Annotated in this window: 14 protein-coding genes and 1 riboswitch; of the genes, 6 read left to right on the forward strand and 8 right to left on the reverse strand. The window is 54.2% G+C overall.

Annotated features, from left to right (window positions below; all coding sequences use genetic code 11):
• Positions 1-12: 12 nt before the first annotated feature.
• The 3 genes from C0623_13730 to C0623_13740 form a co-directional block, all read right to left on the reverse strand.
• Positions 13-351, reverse strand: a complete 339-nt coding sequence (locus C0623_13730) for a hypothetical protein (protein PLX98105.1) — start codon at positions 349-351, stop codon at positions 13-15.
• 27 nt (positions 352-378) lie between these two features.
• Positions 379-798 (reverse strand): hypothetical protein, encoded by a 420-nt coding sequence (locus tag C0623_13735; protein PLX98106.1) that lies wholly within the window; start codon positions 796-798, stop codon positions 379-381.
• A gap of 230 nt (positions 799-1,028) precedes the next feature.
• On the reverse strand, positions 1,029-1,601 hold the full coding sequence (locus C0623_13740) for a hypothetical protein (GenBank protein PLX98107.1): 573 nt from the start codon (positions 1,599-1,601) through the stop codon (positions 1,029-1,031).
• A 265-nt stretch (positions 1,602-1,866) separates the two neighbouring features.
• Between C0623_13740 and C0623_13745 the strand changes: the two genes are divergently transcribed.
• The 3 genes from C0623_13745 to C0623_13755 all read left to right on the forward strand — a co-directional run bounded on the left by C0623_13745 (position 1,867) and on the right by C0623_13755 (position 4,264).
• The gene (locus tag C0623_13745; GenBank protein ID PLX98108.1) at positions 1,867-2,910 is read left to right on the forward strand and encodes a C4-dicarboxylate ABC transporter substrate-binding protein; all 1,044 of its coding nucleotides are present in this window, start codon (positions 1,867-1,869) and stop codon (positions 2,908-2,910) included.
• A gap of 107 nt (positions 2,911-3,017) precedes the next feature.
• The gene (locus C0623_13750) at positions 3,018-3,272 is read left to right on the forward strand and encodes a hypothetical protein (protein ID PLX98109.1); all 255 of its coding nucleotides are present in this window, start codon (positions 3,018-3,020) and stop codon (positions 3,270-3,272) included.
• A 113-nt stretch (positions 3,273-3,385) separates the two neighbouring features.
• Entirely contained in the window at positions 3,386-4,264 is an 879-nt protein-coding gene (locus C0623_13755; protein PLX98110.1) for a hypothetical protein, read from the forward strand.
• Between the two features lie 72 nt (positions 4,265-4,336).
• Here C0623_13755 and C0623_13760 read toward each other — a convergent pair whose 3' ends face one another.
• Positions 4,337-6,751: a hypothetical protein gene (locus C0623_13760; GenBank protein PLX98111.1), complete on the reverse strand. Its 2,415-nt coding sequence runs from the start codon at positions 6,749-6,751 to the stop codon at positions 4,337-4,339.
• Positions 6,752-9,193: a cytochrome C gene (locus C0623_13765; GenBank protein ID PLX98112.1), complete on the reverse strand. Its 2,442-nt coding sequence runs from the start codon at positions 9,191-9,193 to the stop codon at positions 6,752-6,754.
• 72 nt (positions 9,194-9,265) lie between these two features.
• On the opposite strand from C0623_13765, the gene C0623_13770 reads away from it, so the two are divergent.
• Genes C0623_13770 through C0623_13780 form a run of 3 tightly spaced genes read left to right on the forward strand, consistent with a single transcriptional unit; the run spans position 9,266 to position 10,723 of the window.
• The gene (locus C0623_13770) at positions 9,266-9,571 is read left to right on the forward strand and encodes a hypothetical protein (GenBank protein PLX98113.1); all 306 of its coding nucleotides are present in this window, start codon (positions 9,266-9,268) and stop codon (positions 9,569-9,571) included.
• A 51-nt stretch (positions 9,572-9,622) separates the two neighbouring features.
• On the forward strand, positions 9,623-9,961 hold the full coding sequence (locus tag C0623_13775) for a hypothetical protein (GenBank protein PLX98114.1): 339 nt from the start codon (positions 9,623-9,625) through the stop codon (positions 9,959-9,961).
• A gap of 42 nt (positions 9,962-10,003) precedes the next feature.
• Positions 10,004-10,723, forward strand: coding sequence for a hypothetical protein (locus C0623_13780; GenBank protein PLX98115.1), 720 nt, complete (start codon positions 10,004-10,006; stop codon positions 10,721-10,723).
• A 182-nt stretch (positions 10,724-10,905) separates the two neighbouring features.
• Here C0623_13780 and C0623_13785 read toward each other — a convergent pair whose 3' ends face one another.
• The 3 genes from C0623_13785 to C0623_13795 are packed head-to-tail and all read right to left on the reverse strand — an operon-like array spanning position 10,906 to position 15,802.
• Entirely contained in the window at positions 10,906-12,435 is a 1,530-nt protein-coding gene (locus C0623_13785) for a hypothetical protein (GenBank protein PLX98116.1), read from the reverse strand.
• Between the two features lie 33 nt (positions 12,436-12,468).
• Positions 12,469-14,496 (reverse strand): hypothetical protein, encoded by a 2,028-nt coding sequence (locus C0623_13790; protein ID PLX98117.1) that lies wholly within the window; start codon positions 14,494-14,496, stop codon positions 12,469-12,471.
• Positions 14,483-15,802 (reverse strand): 4Fe-4S ferredoxin, encoded by a 1,320-nt coding sequence (locus C0623_13795; GenBank protein ID PLX98118.1) that lies wholly within the window; start codon positions 15,800-15,802, stop codon positions 14,483-14,485. The genes C0623_13790 and C0623_13795 overlap by 14 nt, the downstream gene beginning before the upstream one ends.
• Before the next feature lie 85 nt (positions 15,803-15,887).
• Positions 15,888-15,986: riboswitch (cyclic di-GMP riboswitch) on the reverse strand.
• Positions 15,987-16,426: the final 440 nt, after the last annotated feature.

A 16,426-nucleotide genomic window follows, 5' to 3' on the forward strand; every position in this document is an offset into this window, starting at 1 on the left:
CCACAACAGGCTTCATTTGAAACAACTATACTGAAAACGATTTTCATTTGCAAGCAAAAAATGATAATTTTTAATTTTTTTTAAATCCGCCAAGACTTGAGTCATCAACCAACCGGCGAAACCCCGTAATACCGAGCTATGCACCCTTTCGAGCAAGAGTTTCGACAACGCTCCAATCGGCAACAGGGTCGACCTCTTTGCCAGAATCTTCGAGGTAAATCGCTGGATGCTGTACCATTTTTCATTCCGGTGCATCATCCCGCTCAAACGGGCACAATCAGGAAAAAGGATCAAGAGTGGGATTCCCGGCAGCAGAACGAGACGTCCCCGTAACAGGCGACCAAGAATCAATGTATCTGTTTTGCCTGGCCGTTCTGACTATTGGCAGCGCATCACCTTGCGACCATCTGCAAACAATACTTCCACTTTGCGTGGACCCGCCTTCTTTTCGACCATACCGAAGCCGAAAACCGGATGCTTAATCACATCCTTTTTCCTGAACAGACCATCCATGGAATAATTCTTGGCCCGGTCATCGGTCATCTCCGGACGCATCTGTGCCCATCTTTCCCGATCTGCAGCCTCGCTTTTCGCCTTGGCCCGTGCCGCAGCAATGACGACTTTTTCGGCTTTCGACGGGGGTGGTGATTTAAACTTGTGCTGGTCTTCACATTGATTGCACCTGACCAGAGTCAGTTTTTCTCCCTCTGCGGCCAGAACCGTGTGCCTTGTCACATCCCGACAAACAGTACAGCGTCCCTTAACCCAATCTCCCTGATCTTTTGAAGTCTTTTGCATCGTTCCTCTCCGCCACTACAGTTAGAACTAACAATTTTCCGCCTTAAAAAAGCAAAAAGGACAAGCAGCCATCCGCTGATTTCCGGATAGATCATTGGTGTTCTGCCAGTTCAGGTCTGGAGTTGATTGTGGTTGGAGGAAGGCAGTTATCAGCGGACTGCAAACAAACCGCATCGCCCGTCTGAACAGTCTATACGATAATGGTTTATTTTCAGCAGATGCTGTAATATTTATCGATTATTTTTTCCAAACGGTCCAGCTAGCCCGGAATCATTCGCGGCAAGCAGCCGCCGATAATTATCGTAAGCCTGGAAACCAACCAGCTGCCGATCGCCATAAACAACGGTTGGTACGGCGGTCACGCCAAGTTCGCTCGCCCGCTGCCAGTCGGCATCAACGGCAGCGGCGTAACATTCTTGATCGAGGACCTGCCGGGCTTCGCCCGGATCGAGATCGATCATCGAGGCAAGAGCGGTCAACTCATGCGGCTGCGCAATATTACGACCATCGACAAAATAGGCATGGTAAATCGTTTTTTTAAACTGGTCTCCCCGGTTCACATCTTCGGCCCATTTTCCGAGCTCCTGAGCCCGGCGGCTGTTGTAGGTGCGAATCCTTTTACCGAAAGGGAGTTCGAGTTCGGAGGCGACCCCGTTGAGACGGGTCATTATCGCTGCAATATCGATCCTGCCACTGAACAGCTCTTCCAGGGTCATCCCCTCTTCCGGAATCTCCGGATGCAGCGGGAATACTCTCCAGGTGAGATCAAATTCAAATTCGCGACGCAACTGCTCGATACGCACGGCACCGAAATAACACCAGGGTCAGATATAATCGAAGAAGACTTCAAGCGTTTTCATAAGAAAATTGTACCATTTTTTTATTAATTTCGCGCCCGACCTCCTGACTTTAACTCCGTCTATTAAATTTCTCTTTATATCTCAATAACCTTTTGAATTCACTGCTAAATGTTTGATCGCACCAAACAATTACGGAGTTCTTGACCTGTTATTTGCGCTCGGTTATGCTCGCCGGAATGACCTATTTTTAATGCCTAAAGGAGATGACATGATATTCAAAACCCCGGCAAAACTGTTGACGATCACCCTGCTCTTTATCGGGCTGATGGCCTTACCGGCCGGAGCGGCCAAGGATCCCCTGGCGCAATGGAAACCGGACTTTGATCCTTCCGGAGCGAAGTACACCTACCTGCTTTCCTGCGTCGGCCACCCGGCGATCGAAGGGGTCGCCGCCGGGTTCCGCATCCGCGACCGCATCTGGCAGGAGTCGAACGGCCAGATTTACGTCGACTTCCGCCCTTTGAGCCAGCTCGGCGGGGAAAAGGATGTCATCAACAAGCTCAAACTCGGTGCGGTGCAGGGCATGATGAGTTCCTCGGTCGCGGCGGCCAACATTTCGCCGAAGCTCGGGATTGTCAACCTGCCGTTTGTCATCGACAGCTTCGAAAAGCTCGACCGCTTCCGCATAACACCGGAACTCTGGGAGCCGTTTCGTGATGCTCCGCTGCAAGCCGGCCTGCAGGCGATCGATTTTACCGGATACGGCAGTTACGGCTGGGCGACAACCAAGCCGGTGAGGAACCTCGCTGACGCCCGAACCGTTAATTTCCGGATTGCCCAGGCTCCGGTCAATATCGATGCCTACAAAGCCTGGGGCCTGAAATTCACGGTTCTGCCCTGGCCCGATGTGCCCCAGGCCCTGCAAACCGGGGTTATCGACGGCCTTGATCACACCCCGATCGTCTGCAACATTTCAAAAAAATTCACCATTGCCAAATACTATACCGAGCTCAACTACGCCCAGGGGTTGTATGTACACATTATCAATCGGAAATGGCTGAACAAGCTTCCCGAAGATTTGCGCACAACCTTCCTCAAAGTCGTCCGCGAAGAGAGTGCCGAGGCCCGCAAGATGACCCGTCAGCAGCAGCAGGAGCAGATCGCCGACGCCAAACAAAACGGTATCGAGTTCATCTCGCTCTCCGACCAGGACCGTCGTACGCTGGAGAAAAAAGCGGCCGGTATCTATGAAGAATGGGGACAGAAAATCGGCGAGAGCTATCTGCAGGAAGTCAGAGACACCCTGCAATAAAACTTAACAGCCCAGGTTCGATAAGGCACTCGTTGTAAAACAGGAATGACATCGGACAGCTCGAGTCCTGCGCGGAAAACCGAGACACAAAGGATGTGGCCCCGGAAATGGGGCCGCATCCTTTTTTTATCAGAAATATTTTCTCGGCCTGCGGGACAGATTTGCAGCAGGAATTCAGCTTGAACGTCAGCAGCAAGAATTCCGGGCTTTTGCAATGTCGCCTTTTCAAGCACTGCGCGAAGACAAGCAAGAGTTATCTCTCTTTGACCTTGTTATTCAATTACAGTAAATTGCTAGCATCCTTAAATTGCCGGGTTCCGGCCACCAAGAGCAAGAATGGAAATGCCGGCAAAGTTATTTGAAGGACAAGAGATCCTGATTGTCGGTCGCGGACCGACGACGGTGGCGTCACGGCTGCAAAACAGGGTGCTGACGGCCCACAAAAGAGCCTGATTACACTGAAGAGGAGAACAAAATGAGAATCATCCCCCTGGCGGCATTGGGACTGGCACTGCTGCTCCTCTCCGGATGCGCCGCCGTCCCTTACCAGTACACCGAGAATATCGAGGCGCCGAATTTACTCGAGCTGCGACCGGGCGAGGCGCAGATTGAGCGCGGCCGACCGGTTGCCTTCGTCGATGGCATCGGTCACTACTTCTTTTCCCTGCCGAGCAAGCTGATCCTCTGGAACTGGCGGGTCGATAATCATAACGTCTCCGCCGAGACCGAGGCAGCGCTCAGCGCCTACCTTGCCGCCAACGACCTCGACAATGTCAAAGTCCGCATCAACCAGTATGCGCCGGGCGGCGAGTGGCGCCGGCTGGTGCTCAACCGCTCGATCAACGGCTTCTGGCGCTACACCTTTGGTGTCATCGCCACTACCTTTTACACCATCAAGCCGGGACGTGTTTTTGGCGGAGACAATTACAACCCGTACACCAACACCATCAATATTTACTCTGACCACAGTTCAATCGCTGTGCACGAGGGCGCGCACGCCAAGGATTTCGCGACGCGGGAGCACAAGGGAAGCTACGCCGCCGCTCGCATGATCCCGCTCTTTCCCCTCTACCAGGAGGCCGTCGCCACCGGAGATGCTATCGGTTATGTACGGGACAGGGAGCTACCCGAGGAGGAGCGAAAAGATTACAAAATCCTCTATCCCGCCTACGGGACTTATATCGCCGGCGAAGGATTGGGGCTCGCATCCTGGTTCACGCCGATCAGTTACCCGGTCCAGCTCGGGGTTCAGCTCGGGGTCGCCATCCCGGGGCATATTGTCGGGCGCATCAAGGCAGCCAACATTGATGAGCCGACCGAACCGGGCACGCCGGCGATCTCGCTGGTGAAGTGATCGGGCATCCTGGCCTGGAATTGCGGCCCTTTCTCTCGAACGGTTCAGTCACAATCCGCAAACAAATCCGGATCAAAACTCAACCCGGTAGCCGACCGTAAAAAAGTAACCCCGGCGATCTTCCTGCAGACCAGCAGTCTTTTCACTTGACCACTCGCCACCCCCCTCAAACTCGAAGTGGTATTGTCTTTTCAGGACATAATCCAGCCGCAGGAGGGGCCGGAACTTCCACAGGCTGCCATCATCTAATTTATTGGTCCGATAGTCGTAAACAACCCTGGGGTTGACACGGAAATTCCGGGTCACGGGATAACGGGTGTTGACGTTCGCCGAGTAAAGCTTGGAACTGGTGCTGTCCGAATACCTTAATCCGAAAATAGCGATATCACCAACCTTAAACAGACTGCTGCCGATGAGTTGCAGAGAATAATATAATTCCGTGTCGGTCCCCGGTTGCGCGGCGACACCACCCGAAGCTGGCGTGCTGGAAAACCTCGATGCGGTCACATCGCCGCTGAGTTGAAATTTTTGCGTCAATGGTTGAGTAACACCAAAAGTATAGGAGGTACTTTTAGCGGTTCTGTCGAGGGCCAGTTGGCGTATTTCTTCATCGGTGTAGAGCGCCTGTAATTCGCTGATGGAATAGACAGGTTGCCCTTGCAGAGCGTTACTGGTCATCAATACGGGACTGTTGCGGTAATCGACTGACAGGTTCAATGATGTTTTACCCGGAAGCTGCCAGTTCGCCGTCAGCAATGCGGTATTCAACTCCGAGTAAGAGGTATCGTAATCGACCAGGCTGAAGAACGACAGGGTCGGATCAAAATAACGCACTTCGCCGCCAACCGCCTGCCGATCAAGCACCCCGTCATTTTCCTGGGTAATGTAGTAAGTACTAACATTCCAGCGGTTGGCAAAGGTCCCCAGGTAAATGCTGACTCCGTAGAAGGGTCGTTCGGTATCGATGGTCGTATCGGCCGCCGAAGCAACAGGATAACCACCGACCAGATTCATTGCCACCATGTCATGCAGCTGCCAGCGCAACAAACCGCCATCAAACCGCCCGAGCACGCCGCCACTGCTGCGTGTTTGCCTGCCGATCCGGGCCGACAGATCGATTTTTCGCGCCAGGGTGTCAATATAGAGGGAACTGATGGTCGATTCGTCTTCACCGTCCGGCAAGTAGTTGTTTTCAAAACCGCCGACAAAGGCCGCGCGCACATCATAATTATCGCTTCGCAAACGGACATTGGCGTCAAGGTTGCTACTCAGGGAATCACGGTTGACGATGTGACCGGTAGTGTCTGAGTTAGTCACATCACGATCATAATACTGGTAGAAGCTGCCATATTCCTCAAGCTGCCACTGATTTTCGGACAATGCTTCTTTGGCTTGACGCAACTTTTCCTTTGGCGTTTCATGCGCGGTCAACAGACCTGCCAGGCGCTGCTTGACCCGCGCAAATCCTTCAGCTTCAGGATAAAGCTCAAGATAGGTTTCATATTCTGCCCGGGCATGAGCCAACTGACCGTTGCGCTCCCGGGCCAAACCGAGAAACTCCTGTGCCTGCTGCCGGACACCCGGATCACCGGACTGGACCAGGCGGGTGTAAACCTGAACCGCGCGTCGATAGTTCCCGGCGATCATTGCCGCCTTCCCTTCATCAAACAATGCCTGCTCATACGCATCGGCACGCAGAGGCCGCGCACTTTTCCCGACGGTAACAAGAGCCTCCGGTTGAGCTCCGACAGCAGATGATGGAGGAAAAACTTCCCGGGTCAAATGTCGAGTATTCTGCGGTGCCACGGTCACCCAGGCGTGCGGAAAGTCTTTTTTCAGGCGACCGAAAACTTCATTGGCTGATCGCTCATTGTCGAAAAAGCCGAGCCAGAGGCTATACCAGGGACGTCCATTCTGCGTGAACTTTGTACTGTAAAGTTGATACCGCTTGAGGAGATCTGGCTGCGGCAAAGCGGCCAGATCAAGCTCGGCCAACTTCGATTCCAGGTTGATCGCATAACGGGTTTTTGTTTCGGGAGGAGTCGCCTCTGGGATGTCGCGGGTGACAATAATTTTCAGCAGACGAGGGTCTGCACTGCCCAGCCGATTAAAATACACCTCATCTGCAAAGCGAAGCAGCAATTGGACCCGTCCACTTGCATCGGCTTCGTAACTGATCTCGGTCAACGCGCCGCTACTTTGCCGGTTCCAACTCAGATTTTTCGGACGATCCAGGTCAGAGAGTTGTCTCGGATCGCCAAGGGCGCGCAACTCGATCTGCAGCAGGTCTCCTTTTCCGATTGGCGAATGATTCTGGTATTGCATCGGCATGCCAAAATTCAGCTCTATCTTGGTCGTCGGTCCGGCGGTTTTGACATCGACTGAATCGACGACCGTTACTTCGGCCAGGGCGAACGCGGTACCATCGAGCAGGCCAATACCGATCAGGAAGATAAACAAGGCTATCGCACGAATTGATCGAATCATCTAAAAACTCCCGTTGGAGCGATGTTCGCTGTTTCGGCTGCGCGAAATCGTCGACAGGGTACTGTCGGTATAGGTGTGACAGGCGCCGGCACAATTGCGCAGTTCACTGACGGTGTAATAGGCGCCACCACTGACTTTCCTATGCTCGTCAGCCCTATAATCGTTGGCGTGGCAGCCGGCACAATCAGGCTTGTAGGCTGCGGTCGGCCAGGCAACAATCTGGCTGTTGCCGGTATGGCAGTTCACGCAAGTGACGCTGGAACGATGGGTTCCGGGATATGCAGATGAGCTATGATTGAAACTGATGGTCGCCCAGCCGGTGGTTCGATGACAGCTGTCGCACTGTTGTGTCGTCACAAAATGCCCGCCCGGAGTACCGGTCGCTGTAGTGCCGTTATGACAGCTGGAGCAAACTCCGGCGGCAGCGGAATGATCAAAGCTGGCCGGCGTCCAGGCCAGAGTCGAATGGCAGAGATCGCACGGGCCGCTGGTCTGGATATGGGTGCCCGGTTTGCCGGGAGCAGTTATTCCATTGTGGCAGCTGGTGCAACTACCGGTAATAGCAGAATGATCCATCCGGACCGTCGCCCAGTTATTGGTGATGTGGCAATCATCGCAATTATTCGTCGAAGCAATATGGGTGGCACTCTTGCCTGGAGCCGTGCTGCCGTTGTGACAGCTGTAACAGGTGCCGCTGACGTTGGTGTGATCGATATTCGCCGGCAACCAGGCGCTGGTGCTATGACACAGATCGCATTGAGCCGTGGTCTGGACATGCGTTGCCGACTTTCCCGGTGCTACCGTTCCGTTATGACAAGTAGTGCAGATGCCGGTCACGGCGCTGTGATCCATCCGGATCGTCGCCCAGTTATTGGTGACATGACAGGCATCGCAACTGTTGGTCGAAGTAATATGGGTGGCACTCTTCCCCGGAGCGGTGCTGCCGTTGTGACAGCTGTAACAGGTGCCGCTGACGTTGGTGTGATCGATATTCGCCGGCAACCAGGCGCTGGTGCCATGACACAGATCGCATTGAGCCGTGGTCTGGACATGCGTTGCCGACTTTCCCGGTGCTACCGTTCCGTTATGACAGCCGGAGCAGGTGCCGGTCACGGCGCTGTGATCCATCCGGGTCGTCGCCCAGTTATTGGTGACATGACAGGCATCGCAATTATTGGTCGAAGTAATATGGGTGGCACTCTTCCCCGGAGCGGTACTGCCGTTGTGACAGCTGCCACAACTGGCCGTGATTGACGTATGGTCTACTTTACCCCCGACAAAGGTTGTTGTCGTATGACAGGCATCGCATTGGACAGTGGTCTGGACGTGGGTCGCCGACTTGCCCGGCGCCACCGTTCCGTTATGACAGCCGGAACAGGTACCGGTCGCCTGGCTGTGATCCATTGCTACACTGGCCCAGGCCGCTGCGACATGGCAGGCATCGCAACTGTTGGTCGAAGTGATGTGATTCGCAGGTTTACCATGAACCGACGACCCGTTGTGGCAGTTGAAGCAGGGGCCGGTTGCCAGGGAATGATCATAGGTGGCATCAATCCATACGGTCGGCCGGTGACAGTTTTCGCAGTTATTGTCGCTGGCAATATGGCGGCTCGTTTTCCCCGGGATCGGGTTGCCGTTGTGACAGCTGAAACAGGTTTGTGTTATTGAGTTGTGATCAAAAAATGTCGCTTGCCAGCTGATCGTCGAGTGACAGGCGGAACAGAGACCACTACTGGCCGGATGATTCCCCGGTTTGCCAATGGCCATACTGTTATTGTGACAACCTGAGCAGTTAGCCGTGGTTGCCAGGCTATGGTCCATCCTGACCTTTGACCAGGCCTGGGACGCGTGACACAGGTCACAATCCCCCTGTGTCGGAATGTGGTTAGCCGATACCCCTTGAGCCGCGATCCGGCCGCCACCGGAGTGACAGGGGGAGCATTGTCGTGGTGTCCCCTTGAAGATCCCATTCACATGACAACGCCCGCAGCGGAGGTTCTCATGCTCACCCTCGAGTGGAAAGCCGGTCGTAAAGTGATCAAACGATGGGCTTCTGACTGCTGATTCAGCCGGCTTTTCGGCGCTTGAAACAGCCTGTGCCAGCTGTTTTTCGCTGACGGAAACCCGGGTTATCCAGGCGTCCGGATAATTCTTTCGCCAGCGGTCCAGAGCAGCTTCGGCGTCCGACATGCTCGAAAAGAACCCAAGGCGCAGCCGGTGCCAGGTCTGCCCGTCTTTCCGGAACAGGGTCTGATAACCGAGTTTACCCATACCGACATTGTCGATTGCGCCCACAGGCGTTAAGGATGATTCAAGATTGAGCGCATAAATGACGGTTGAGGGTCCGGCGGAATGGACAGGGGCCGGGATCAGAAAAAAACCGAGGATCAGCAGGCTCAGAAACAGACTCCGTACGGACTGAAAGAAAGGTTGATATCTCATACAAAATATTCCATTCATCTGTATTTTTCTCTGCGACAGGGGTAAAAACATAACCTATCTCGTTATCCTGAGTTGTTTGAAATCTTTACTAATATGGCACCGGTCGCAATCGCGACCAAAATCGCCGCGATGGATATCGTCCTTGCGGTGACAGTTGCCACAGCTCTTGCCGATGCGGATTTTTTCTTTAACCGGGTCCCGGTGGCAGGCGACACATTCAAGAGAAGCATGCGCTCCCTCAAGCTTGAATTTTGTCCGGGTATCGTGATCGAACAACCAGAGGTCCCAGCCATTCGGATTATGGCAGGCCGCGCAATCCTTCCCCAGTCGCTGTTTATGGCGATCGTCCTTGCCGTGGCAACCAGCACAGTCGCCTGATACGTTCTTGAATGTCGTTTCGAGATGGCAAGATTCACAGGGGACTGTGGCATGAATTCCGATCAGCGGGAAACGACTCAGATCGTGCTCAAACCTGACATCGACCCGCCAGCCCCTCTGATTATGACAACTTTCGCATTGTTTTCCCTGCTGCAAGCGATGTGCATCATCCAGCTCATGACAGCTGAAACAGTTGGTCGCCTTTTTTTTCTGTTCCTGCCGGTTGCCGGAGTGACACTTGCTGCAAGCCAGTTTACTGTGCTTGTACCGCAACGGAAACTTCGTCTTGTCGTGATTAAACTGGCCCTTCTTCCAACCGGTGGTCTGATGGCACTCCTCGCATTTATTGCCGAAGCGGCCACGATGCAGGTCTTCCGAACGGTGGCATGATGCACAACCCGGATCCAGATTCTGATTGTAAAGCTGTCGAGGATGACATGCGATGCACTGAACCTGCCGATGCTTGTTTTGCAGCGGGAACTTGGTCCGGCTGTGATCGAACAGAACAAACTTCCATGCCGAGGCCTGTTTATCAGTCAGCTTCTGCGCTCCTTCCGGGGTATGGCAGTTTTCGCATTTCTTGCCATAATTTCCCTGATGGCCGTCATTGAGCCGATGACAGGCGTAACAAGCACGCGGGACCTCTTTCCATCGCTGATTCGGGTGACAGAGGGCACAGCTGATTTTCCGGTGCCCGCCCAGCAACGGGAATCTCGTTTTTTCGTGGTTGAAACGGGTTTCTGCCCAGGTTGTGGATTTATGACAGTTCTGGCACTCTTTGCCCAGACGCCCCTTGTGAGGTTCAATCTCCTTGTGACAAAAAACGCACTGGCTGGCAGCGTTCCTGAATTTTCGTTTCTCCCACTCTTTTATTTCAGGTTTATTGAGAAGCTCCGGCTTGAGCTTATTCGGATTGTGGCAGCCACTGCATTGAACATGCAGGTGTGCACCGATCAGCTCAAAATCAGTTTGGCGATGGTCAAAAGTCTCCGCGTCGAGCAGAACGATGTCGGCGGTCCGCCCCTGGTGCTCCGGGTGACACAAACTGCACTCCTTTTGCGCCGCATCCCGGTTTCTGCCATGAAACCCGGTCTTGCGCCGGAGATCCCCGTCGACCTGCTTGTGACAGTCGAGACAAAGCCGGCCCTGTGAGGTCTTACTGAACAGTTGGTGGCAGCGTTTGCACTCACTTTCATACCGGGCGTGCCCCTCAATCACCGGACCGGGCATGACCAGTTGCACCACTTCGGCCTGCGCCTGCTGAACAGACAGCGACGGGAGCAGCAAAGCAATCAAAATAATAATGAAGAGTCTGCACATAATTTCTATTCGGATCAAAACATGTGTACAGCGATGACGTGAACGATACCGGCGACGATCAACAACACGAACATCGGCATATGAAACAGGTGCCAGAGAGCAAAAAATCTCTCAAAAAAGCTGAACTCGGCCACCCGTAAGACTGCCTCAAGATGCCTGGAGATCAATATTCGGTCAGCTTTGAGCTGTCGCTTCAACTCCTGCTTTGGCCAGTCATTGCGCTTCGCGGTGATTTTCAGTGCCCGCCGCAATCCCCACAACAGAACCCTGCGGGTCCAGCGTTTGCGAATATTTATGACAATGACCCGCAGCAAACCCTGAATTGCCCCGCTCGGGGGGGTCAATACCAATTTTTCGAAATTGAGTAGCCGTTGCCTGAGCATCGGTGCGTAAACAAAAACGTAGGCCAGGTTATTGTGATTGGAAGTGATCTCCTTGCTCATTTTGCTGAGAGTGAGCCGCTCGCCATGCAGACCATAATGAATCCGGGTGTACAGATAGCGCCCGAAAAAACCACTGAGAGCAATCAGCAAGGTACAACCGAGGACAACGGCACTGTTGATGGAGCCGAGACTGAAGTTGGCATGGAACAAAACCAGGATCGGTCCGAGGATACCGAATACCACATGGGCGCTGAACCAGTGGCGGGTCGCTCCCCAGTTACGCATCAGGCGATTTTTTTTGCGCAATGGATAGAGCAGCTGTGAAACCATTGCCAGGCCGCCGATAATGCCGAAGAGATAACCGACGCCCTCTTTCGGGATCAGGTACTGTTCGCCTCGCAGCAACCAGCCCGCAACCAGAACACTGATCGCCAGAAAGTACCCCGGCATGCTGATCCAGCGTGATGTCGGGGCGGCAAACATATCCTGTGTCGCCTCAGTTGAAGCCCCGACTTCAGCAGGTTCCGGGCTGCTTTCGGGAGCCGCTGCAGTTTTGCTTTCAGGTGCTGGAGCATCCACCGGTACGGCCGGAGAAGAAGGTTCGGCGTCGACCGGGGCAGCCGGTTTGAGATACTGTTCCCACTGGGCAGTAACCGACTGTTCCCATTCCGATATCGCCAGATGTTCCCATTCGGCGACGGGGGTCAGATGCCATTCGGCCAGAGACGACAGCTTCAGCTGATGCTGATCAGGGTTGTCGCCCAAAGCGGCGGCAACCTTCTCGATTTTTCGCAGCTGCTCCTGTATGGGGTGGCGCTGGGCAACCGTTAATTTTTTCAGTCGCAGGCCTTGCTGCAACAGGTTGATGGCTTTTCTCAGCCGACCCCTCTTCAGGTGGCATTGAGCCCCCATGACGATACAGTCGACCAATCGGCCGGGACTGTTGGACGCCATGGAAAAGTTTTTCAGGGCACGATCGTACAAGCGGTTTTTGTAGTTGGCCATCCCCATGGAGTACTGTTGCTCAAACTCTCCGGGTTCGACGATATGTTGCTGAATACTGTCAACACTTGCATCCGCCTGCCGGCCCGGACGGTCCTGGCGCAAGCGGGTCGGCCGCTTTTGTTCCGCAGATACTTGCTTTTTCTGTGCAGAATTCATCAATGATCCTTTAAAAAAGAAAGTCCGGTTTTACTACAAGCCAAAAATCCGGCCGCCGGATGTCCCCCGGTTTTTGATCAGGTCACGAATCTGGTCATTGGAGGCCAGTGCCTCTGCCTGTAGATCTTTCTTGTTGCGCAGATGAGTCTTGGCTTTGCTGTCGAGCAGCAACCGGACTGCGGTTTCACGTCCTGCCGCAGCGGCGAGGATCAACGCTGTATTGCCGTTCTGATTCTTGTGGTTGATATCGTCAACGACAGGGATGAGTAGTTCCATGACGGCGGTATGGCCGTTGATCGCGGCCAGGGCCAGCGGCGTATTCCCTTCGTTGGTCGCGACATCCGGATTAGCCTTCGCCTGCAAAAGAGCCGAAACAGTGGCCGTATGCCCCTGCCGGGCGGCGACGGCCAGAGGAGTCACCCCGGCCTTGTCGCGCACGCTGTGTTTTGCCTTGCGCTGCAGAAGAATGGTTACGACCTCCCGGTGCCCTTCACGGGCGGCAAGCCATAGAGGGGTGGCCCCCTGCGGACTAACCACATCGACTATGGCCCTGGCGCTTAAGAGTTGCTTGACAACCGGCAGATGACCTGATTGAGCAGCGTAAGCCAGTGCGGTTCGACCCGCCAGATTTGTGCGGTTGGCATCGGCACCGGCGGCAAGCAGCACCTTGACGATGGCCAGGTTTCCGTCACGCGCAGCACCAATCAGGGGGGTGCTGCCATCTTTTTCCGGTTGATCAATTTTCGCTCCGGCGCGCACAAGACGCCGGACTATTTCCGGCATATCCTGCTCGGCAGCCCAGGAAAGGGGTGATTTTCCTTCGGTCAAACCGGTATCTGGATCGGCACCGGCATCAAGTAGAGACCGAATGATTTTTTTCTGCCCCTGTCGTGCTGCCAGGCTTAGCGCACTATGGCCCAGAGGATCACGACCATTAACCTGAGCCCCTTTTTGCAAGAGGTTGCTGACCGTACTCTCCTGTCCGAGCCAACAGGCGGTCATTAATGTTGACCAGCCCGCAAAGGGATCGGCATTTTTCTTGGCACGGTTATTCGGTGAAGGCGGCGGCAGCACATCGGCCAGTGACAGGCGAGGGCCCCGTTCAATTTTTTTATTTTCAGGCGGAGCGGCACCCTGAGCCACCAGATAAGCTGAAAGGTTGCGATGACCGCGACTTTTGGCAAGGCGCGCCGCTGTCCAGCCTTCATCGTTAGCCAGGTTCAGATCGGCCTTTGCCTCAATCAGCTGATCTACCAGGCCCTGGTCCCCTTTCCCTGCCGCAATAATCAAGGGCGTATTGCCATGGATGTCCCGGGTATTGACGGGAGCCTGTTTCCGAGTCAGAACCCCGACCGTTGTCAGCTGCTGATGGCTGGTCGCCAGCAAGAGGGCGTCATCGCCATAGATATCTCGAGATCTGATATCTGCCCCCCTGGCGAGAAGGGTTTTCACGACTTCAACATGCCCCTCTCTGGCCGCCAGTATCAGTGGGGTATGTTGTTGGGCATCCCGGCAATTCGGATCGACGCCTTCGTTCAAAAGTTGCCGAACCTTCGCCAAGTCACCTCTGTCGGAAAACCTGAGCAGAGCCTGCTGTTGCCGCTCCGGAGTCGATGACTGGCCAGCCCCCTGATCTTCGCCGACTGCTTTTCCTCCGGAATCTGGCGGAGAGAGAACTCCATTCGTCTCGGCAGTAGCCAGCCAGTTTCTGGCTGCAGCAGGGTCAGCAGGAACGCCACTTCCATTCCTGTACATGACACCAATACTGTGCTGAGCCCTTGGATCGCCGTGTTTTGCTGCCTTGAGCATCCATTTCGCCGCTTGTTTCAGATCGGTCTCGACCCCGCGTCCGCTCCGGTAAAGACCGGCGAGCAGGAACTCGGCATCACGATTCCCTTGCTCGGCAAGAGGCCTCAGCAGCTGAACAGCCCGGTTATAATCGCGCACCCTGATTGCGGCGCTGATCCCTTCCGGCAGTTCAGCCCGAACCGGCTTTGCTTGCACCAGCAGAGAACATGCAAGGAACAGCAGGCAGATAACTGACAACTTATGGCGTCCCATATTTCGTCTCCACCAGCACTCCGCTATCTTTCAGAAAGCCGGTCGGCAGAATGCCGCCGGCGCAGATAATGACCGCATCGTTCTCCAGTTCCAGATCTTCCCCTTCAAATTCGAGCCGGACCTTGGTTTCAGTGATCTCCTTGACCTGGGACTTGAGCAGAATCTGCAACCGGCCGGCCTCACCGGTCTTTTTCGCCAGATCGACATTTTTCGGTTTGGCTCTGGAGAACGCCTCGCTCCGGTAGGAGATGGCCACCGTGGTCCCCGGTTCGGCAGCAATACTGGTTGCTGCTTCAAGGGCACTGTCGCCACCGCCGACAACCAGCACTTTCTGGCCGCGGTACTGTTGCGGATCGATCAACTGGTAAACCACCTTGGGCTGGTTTTCACCCGGTACATCGAGTGTTCGTGGCGTCCCGCGGCGCCCCAGGGAGAGCAAAACGGTACGGGTCTGATAACTGCCATTATTGGTTTTAACTTCAAACCCCTGGTCATTCTTGCGGATCATTTCCACCCGCTCCTGATAGTTGATCTTGACTCCGGTTTTTTTCTCTGCCGACAACCAGAAGGCCATCAATTTCTCCTTGGTGGTTTCCTTGAAATTAACCTTCCCGAGCAGCGGAATCTCAACCGGTGCCGTCATGACCAGCTTGCCACGCGGAAATTTCGAGACCGTCCCCCCCAGGGTGTCTTGCTCAATGGTCTTGGTGCGCAACTTGTGACTCTTGGCACTCAAGGTTGCGGCAAAACCGGCCGGACCGGCACCGACAATCAGAACATCGAGTTGGTTCCCACGACCGATCCCTTCAACTTTGCGAATCGATTCCATCGCCGCACACCCCTGGCGAATCGCATTGCGGATCAAGCCCATACCGCCCAGTTCGCCGGCGATGAAAAGTCCGGGGACATTGCTTTCAAAGTTCGGCTTGACCTTGGGAATATCGACCCCACGCGTCTCTGTGCCAAAAACCAGAGTGATCGCGTCCTGAGGGCAGGCTGCCGCGCAGGCGCCGTGACCGATACAGTGGGTCGGTTCGATCAGGGTCGACTTGCCGTTGATCAGACCGAGAACATGATGCCCGCCCTGCTCCGGACAGGCATTGATACAACACCCGCAGCCGAGGCAGCGATTTGTATTGATCACGGGATGCAGCGAGGCCGGTTCAGTCAGACCGGCTTCAACCGCCTCTTTTTGCAGGGAAAGGTTCCGGCTTTCAATCCGTTTTTTTCGCCAGACAAAGAGCCACCAAAGGGCTCCCATCAGGGCCGGATAGACCCATAAGTCGGTCAAGGCAATTGTGGTCATATTCGTGTAATTCCCGGTTTTGATTCGGTAAACAGTCCAGCTCAGCAGTCAATGCCGTAAAATAAAAAAGGCCGCCAGAGTTTCCTCTGGCGGCCCGGCTGACAGTCGGTTCATGGCAAGCGCCATGTCCTCAAGCCCCGAAGCTCTGCGTCCCAGGGTTTCCCCTGGTTTGCTTTGAGCAAAGGTTACTGAATCAAAGTCGATCCAGATTAAATTTTGTGTCCGAGTGTGAAATGCAAATCCTCTGCCGGAAAACATTTCCGTACCGTCAGAGTCCGGCAAACAAATCCAAATCGATTATTCGCCCTGAGTTCCATTCATGATAAAGAACTGAAATTACTGCAGCATGCAAGCCTGTAAAAACTTTACCAACAGGACATTATTTTTCATTAAGGGTGCGATGAGAACAGTAACTTAACAGGTTCTGTTTTAACTTTTCCTGGAATTTTTGACACAGTCAGGTGCTTCCATGGCATTTTTGGCACAGTTGGTCGTTTTTGCAATAATCAAAATCTATTGCGTCATCCACATAAGACCACGCTCTGACATCTGTTGAAAAAGACAGGAACCGGATGGTGGCGCGTTGCTGGTCAGCTGAAAAGAAGAGTGCGATAAAAACACTCA

The organism is Desulfuromonas sp., from assembly GCA_002869615.1.
GTDB lineage: Bacteria > Desulfobacterota > Desulfuromonadia > Desulfuromonadales > UBA2294 > BM707.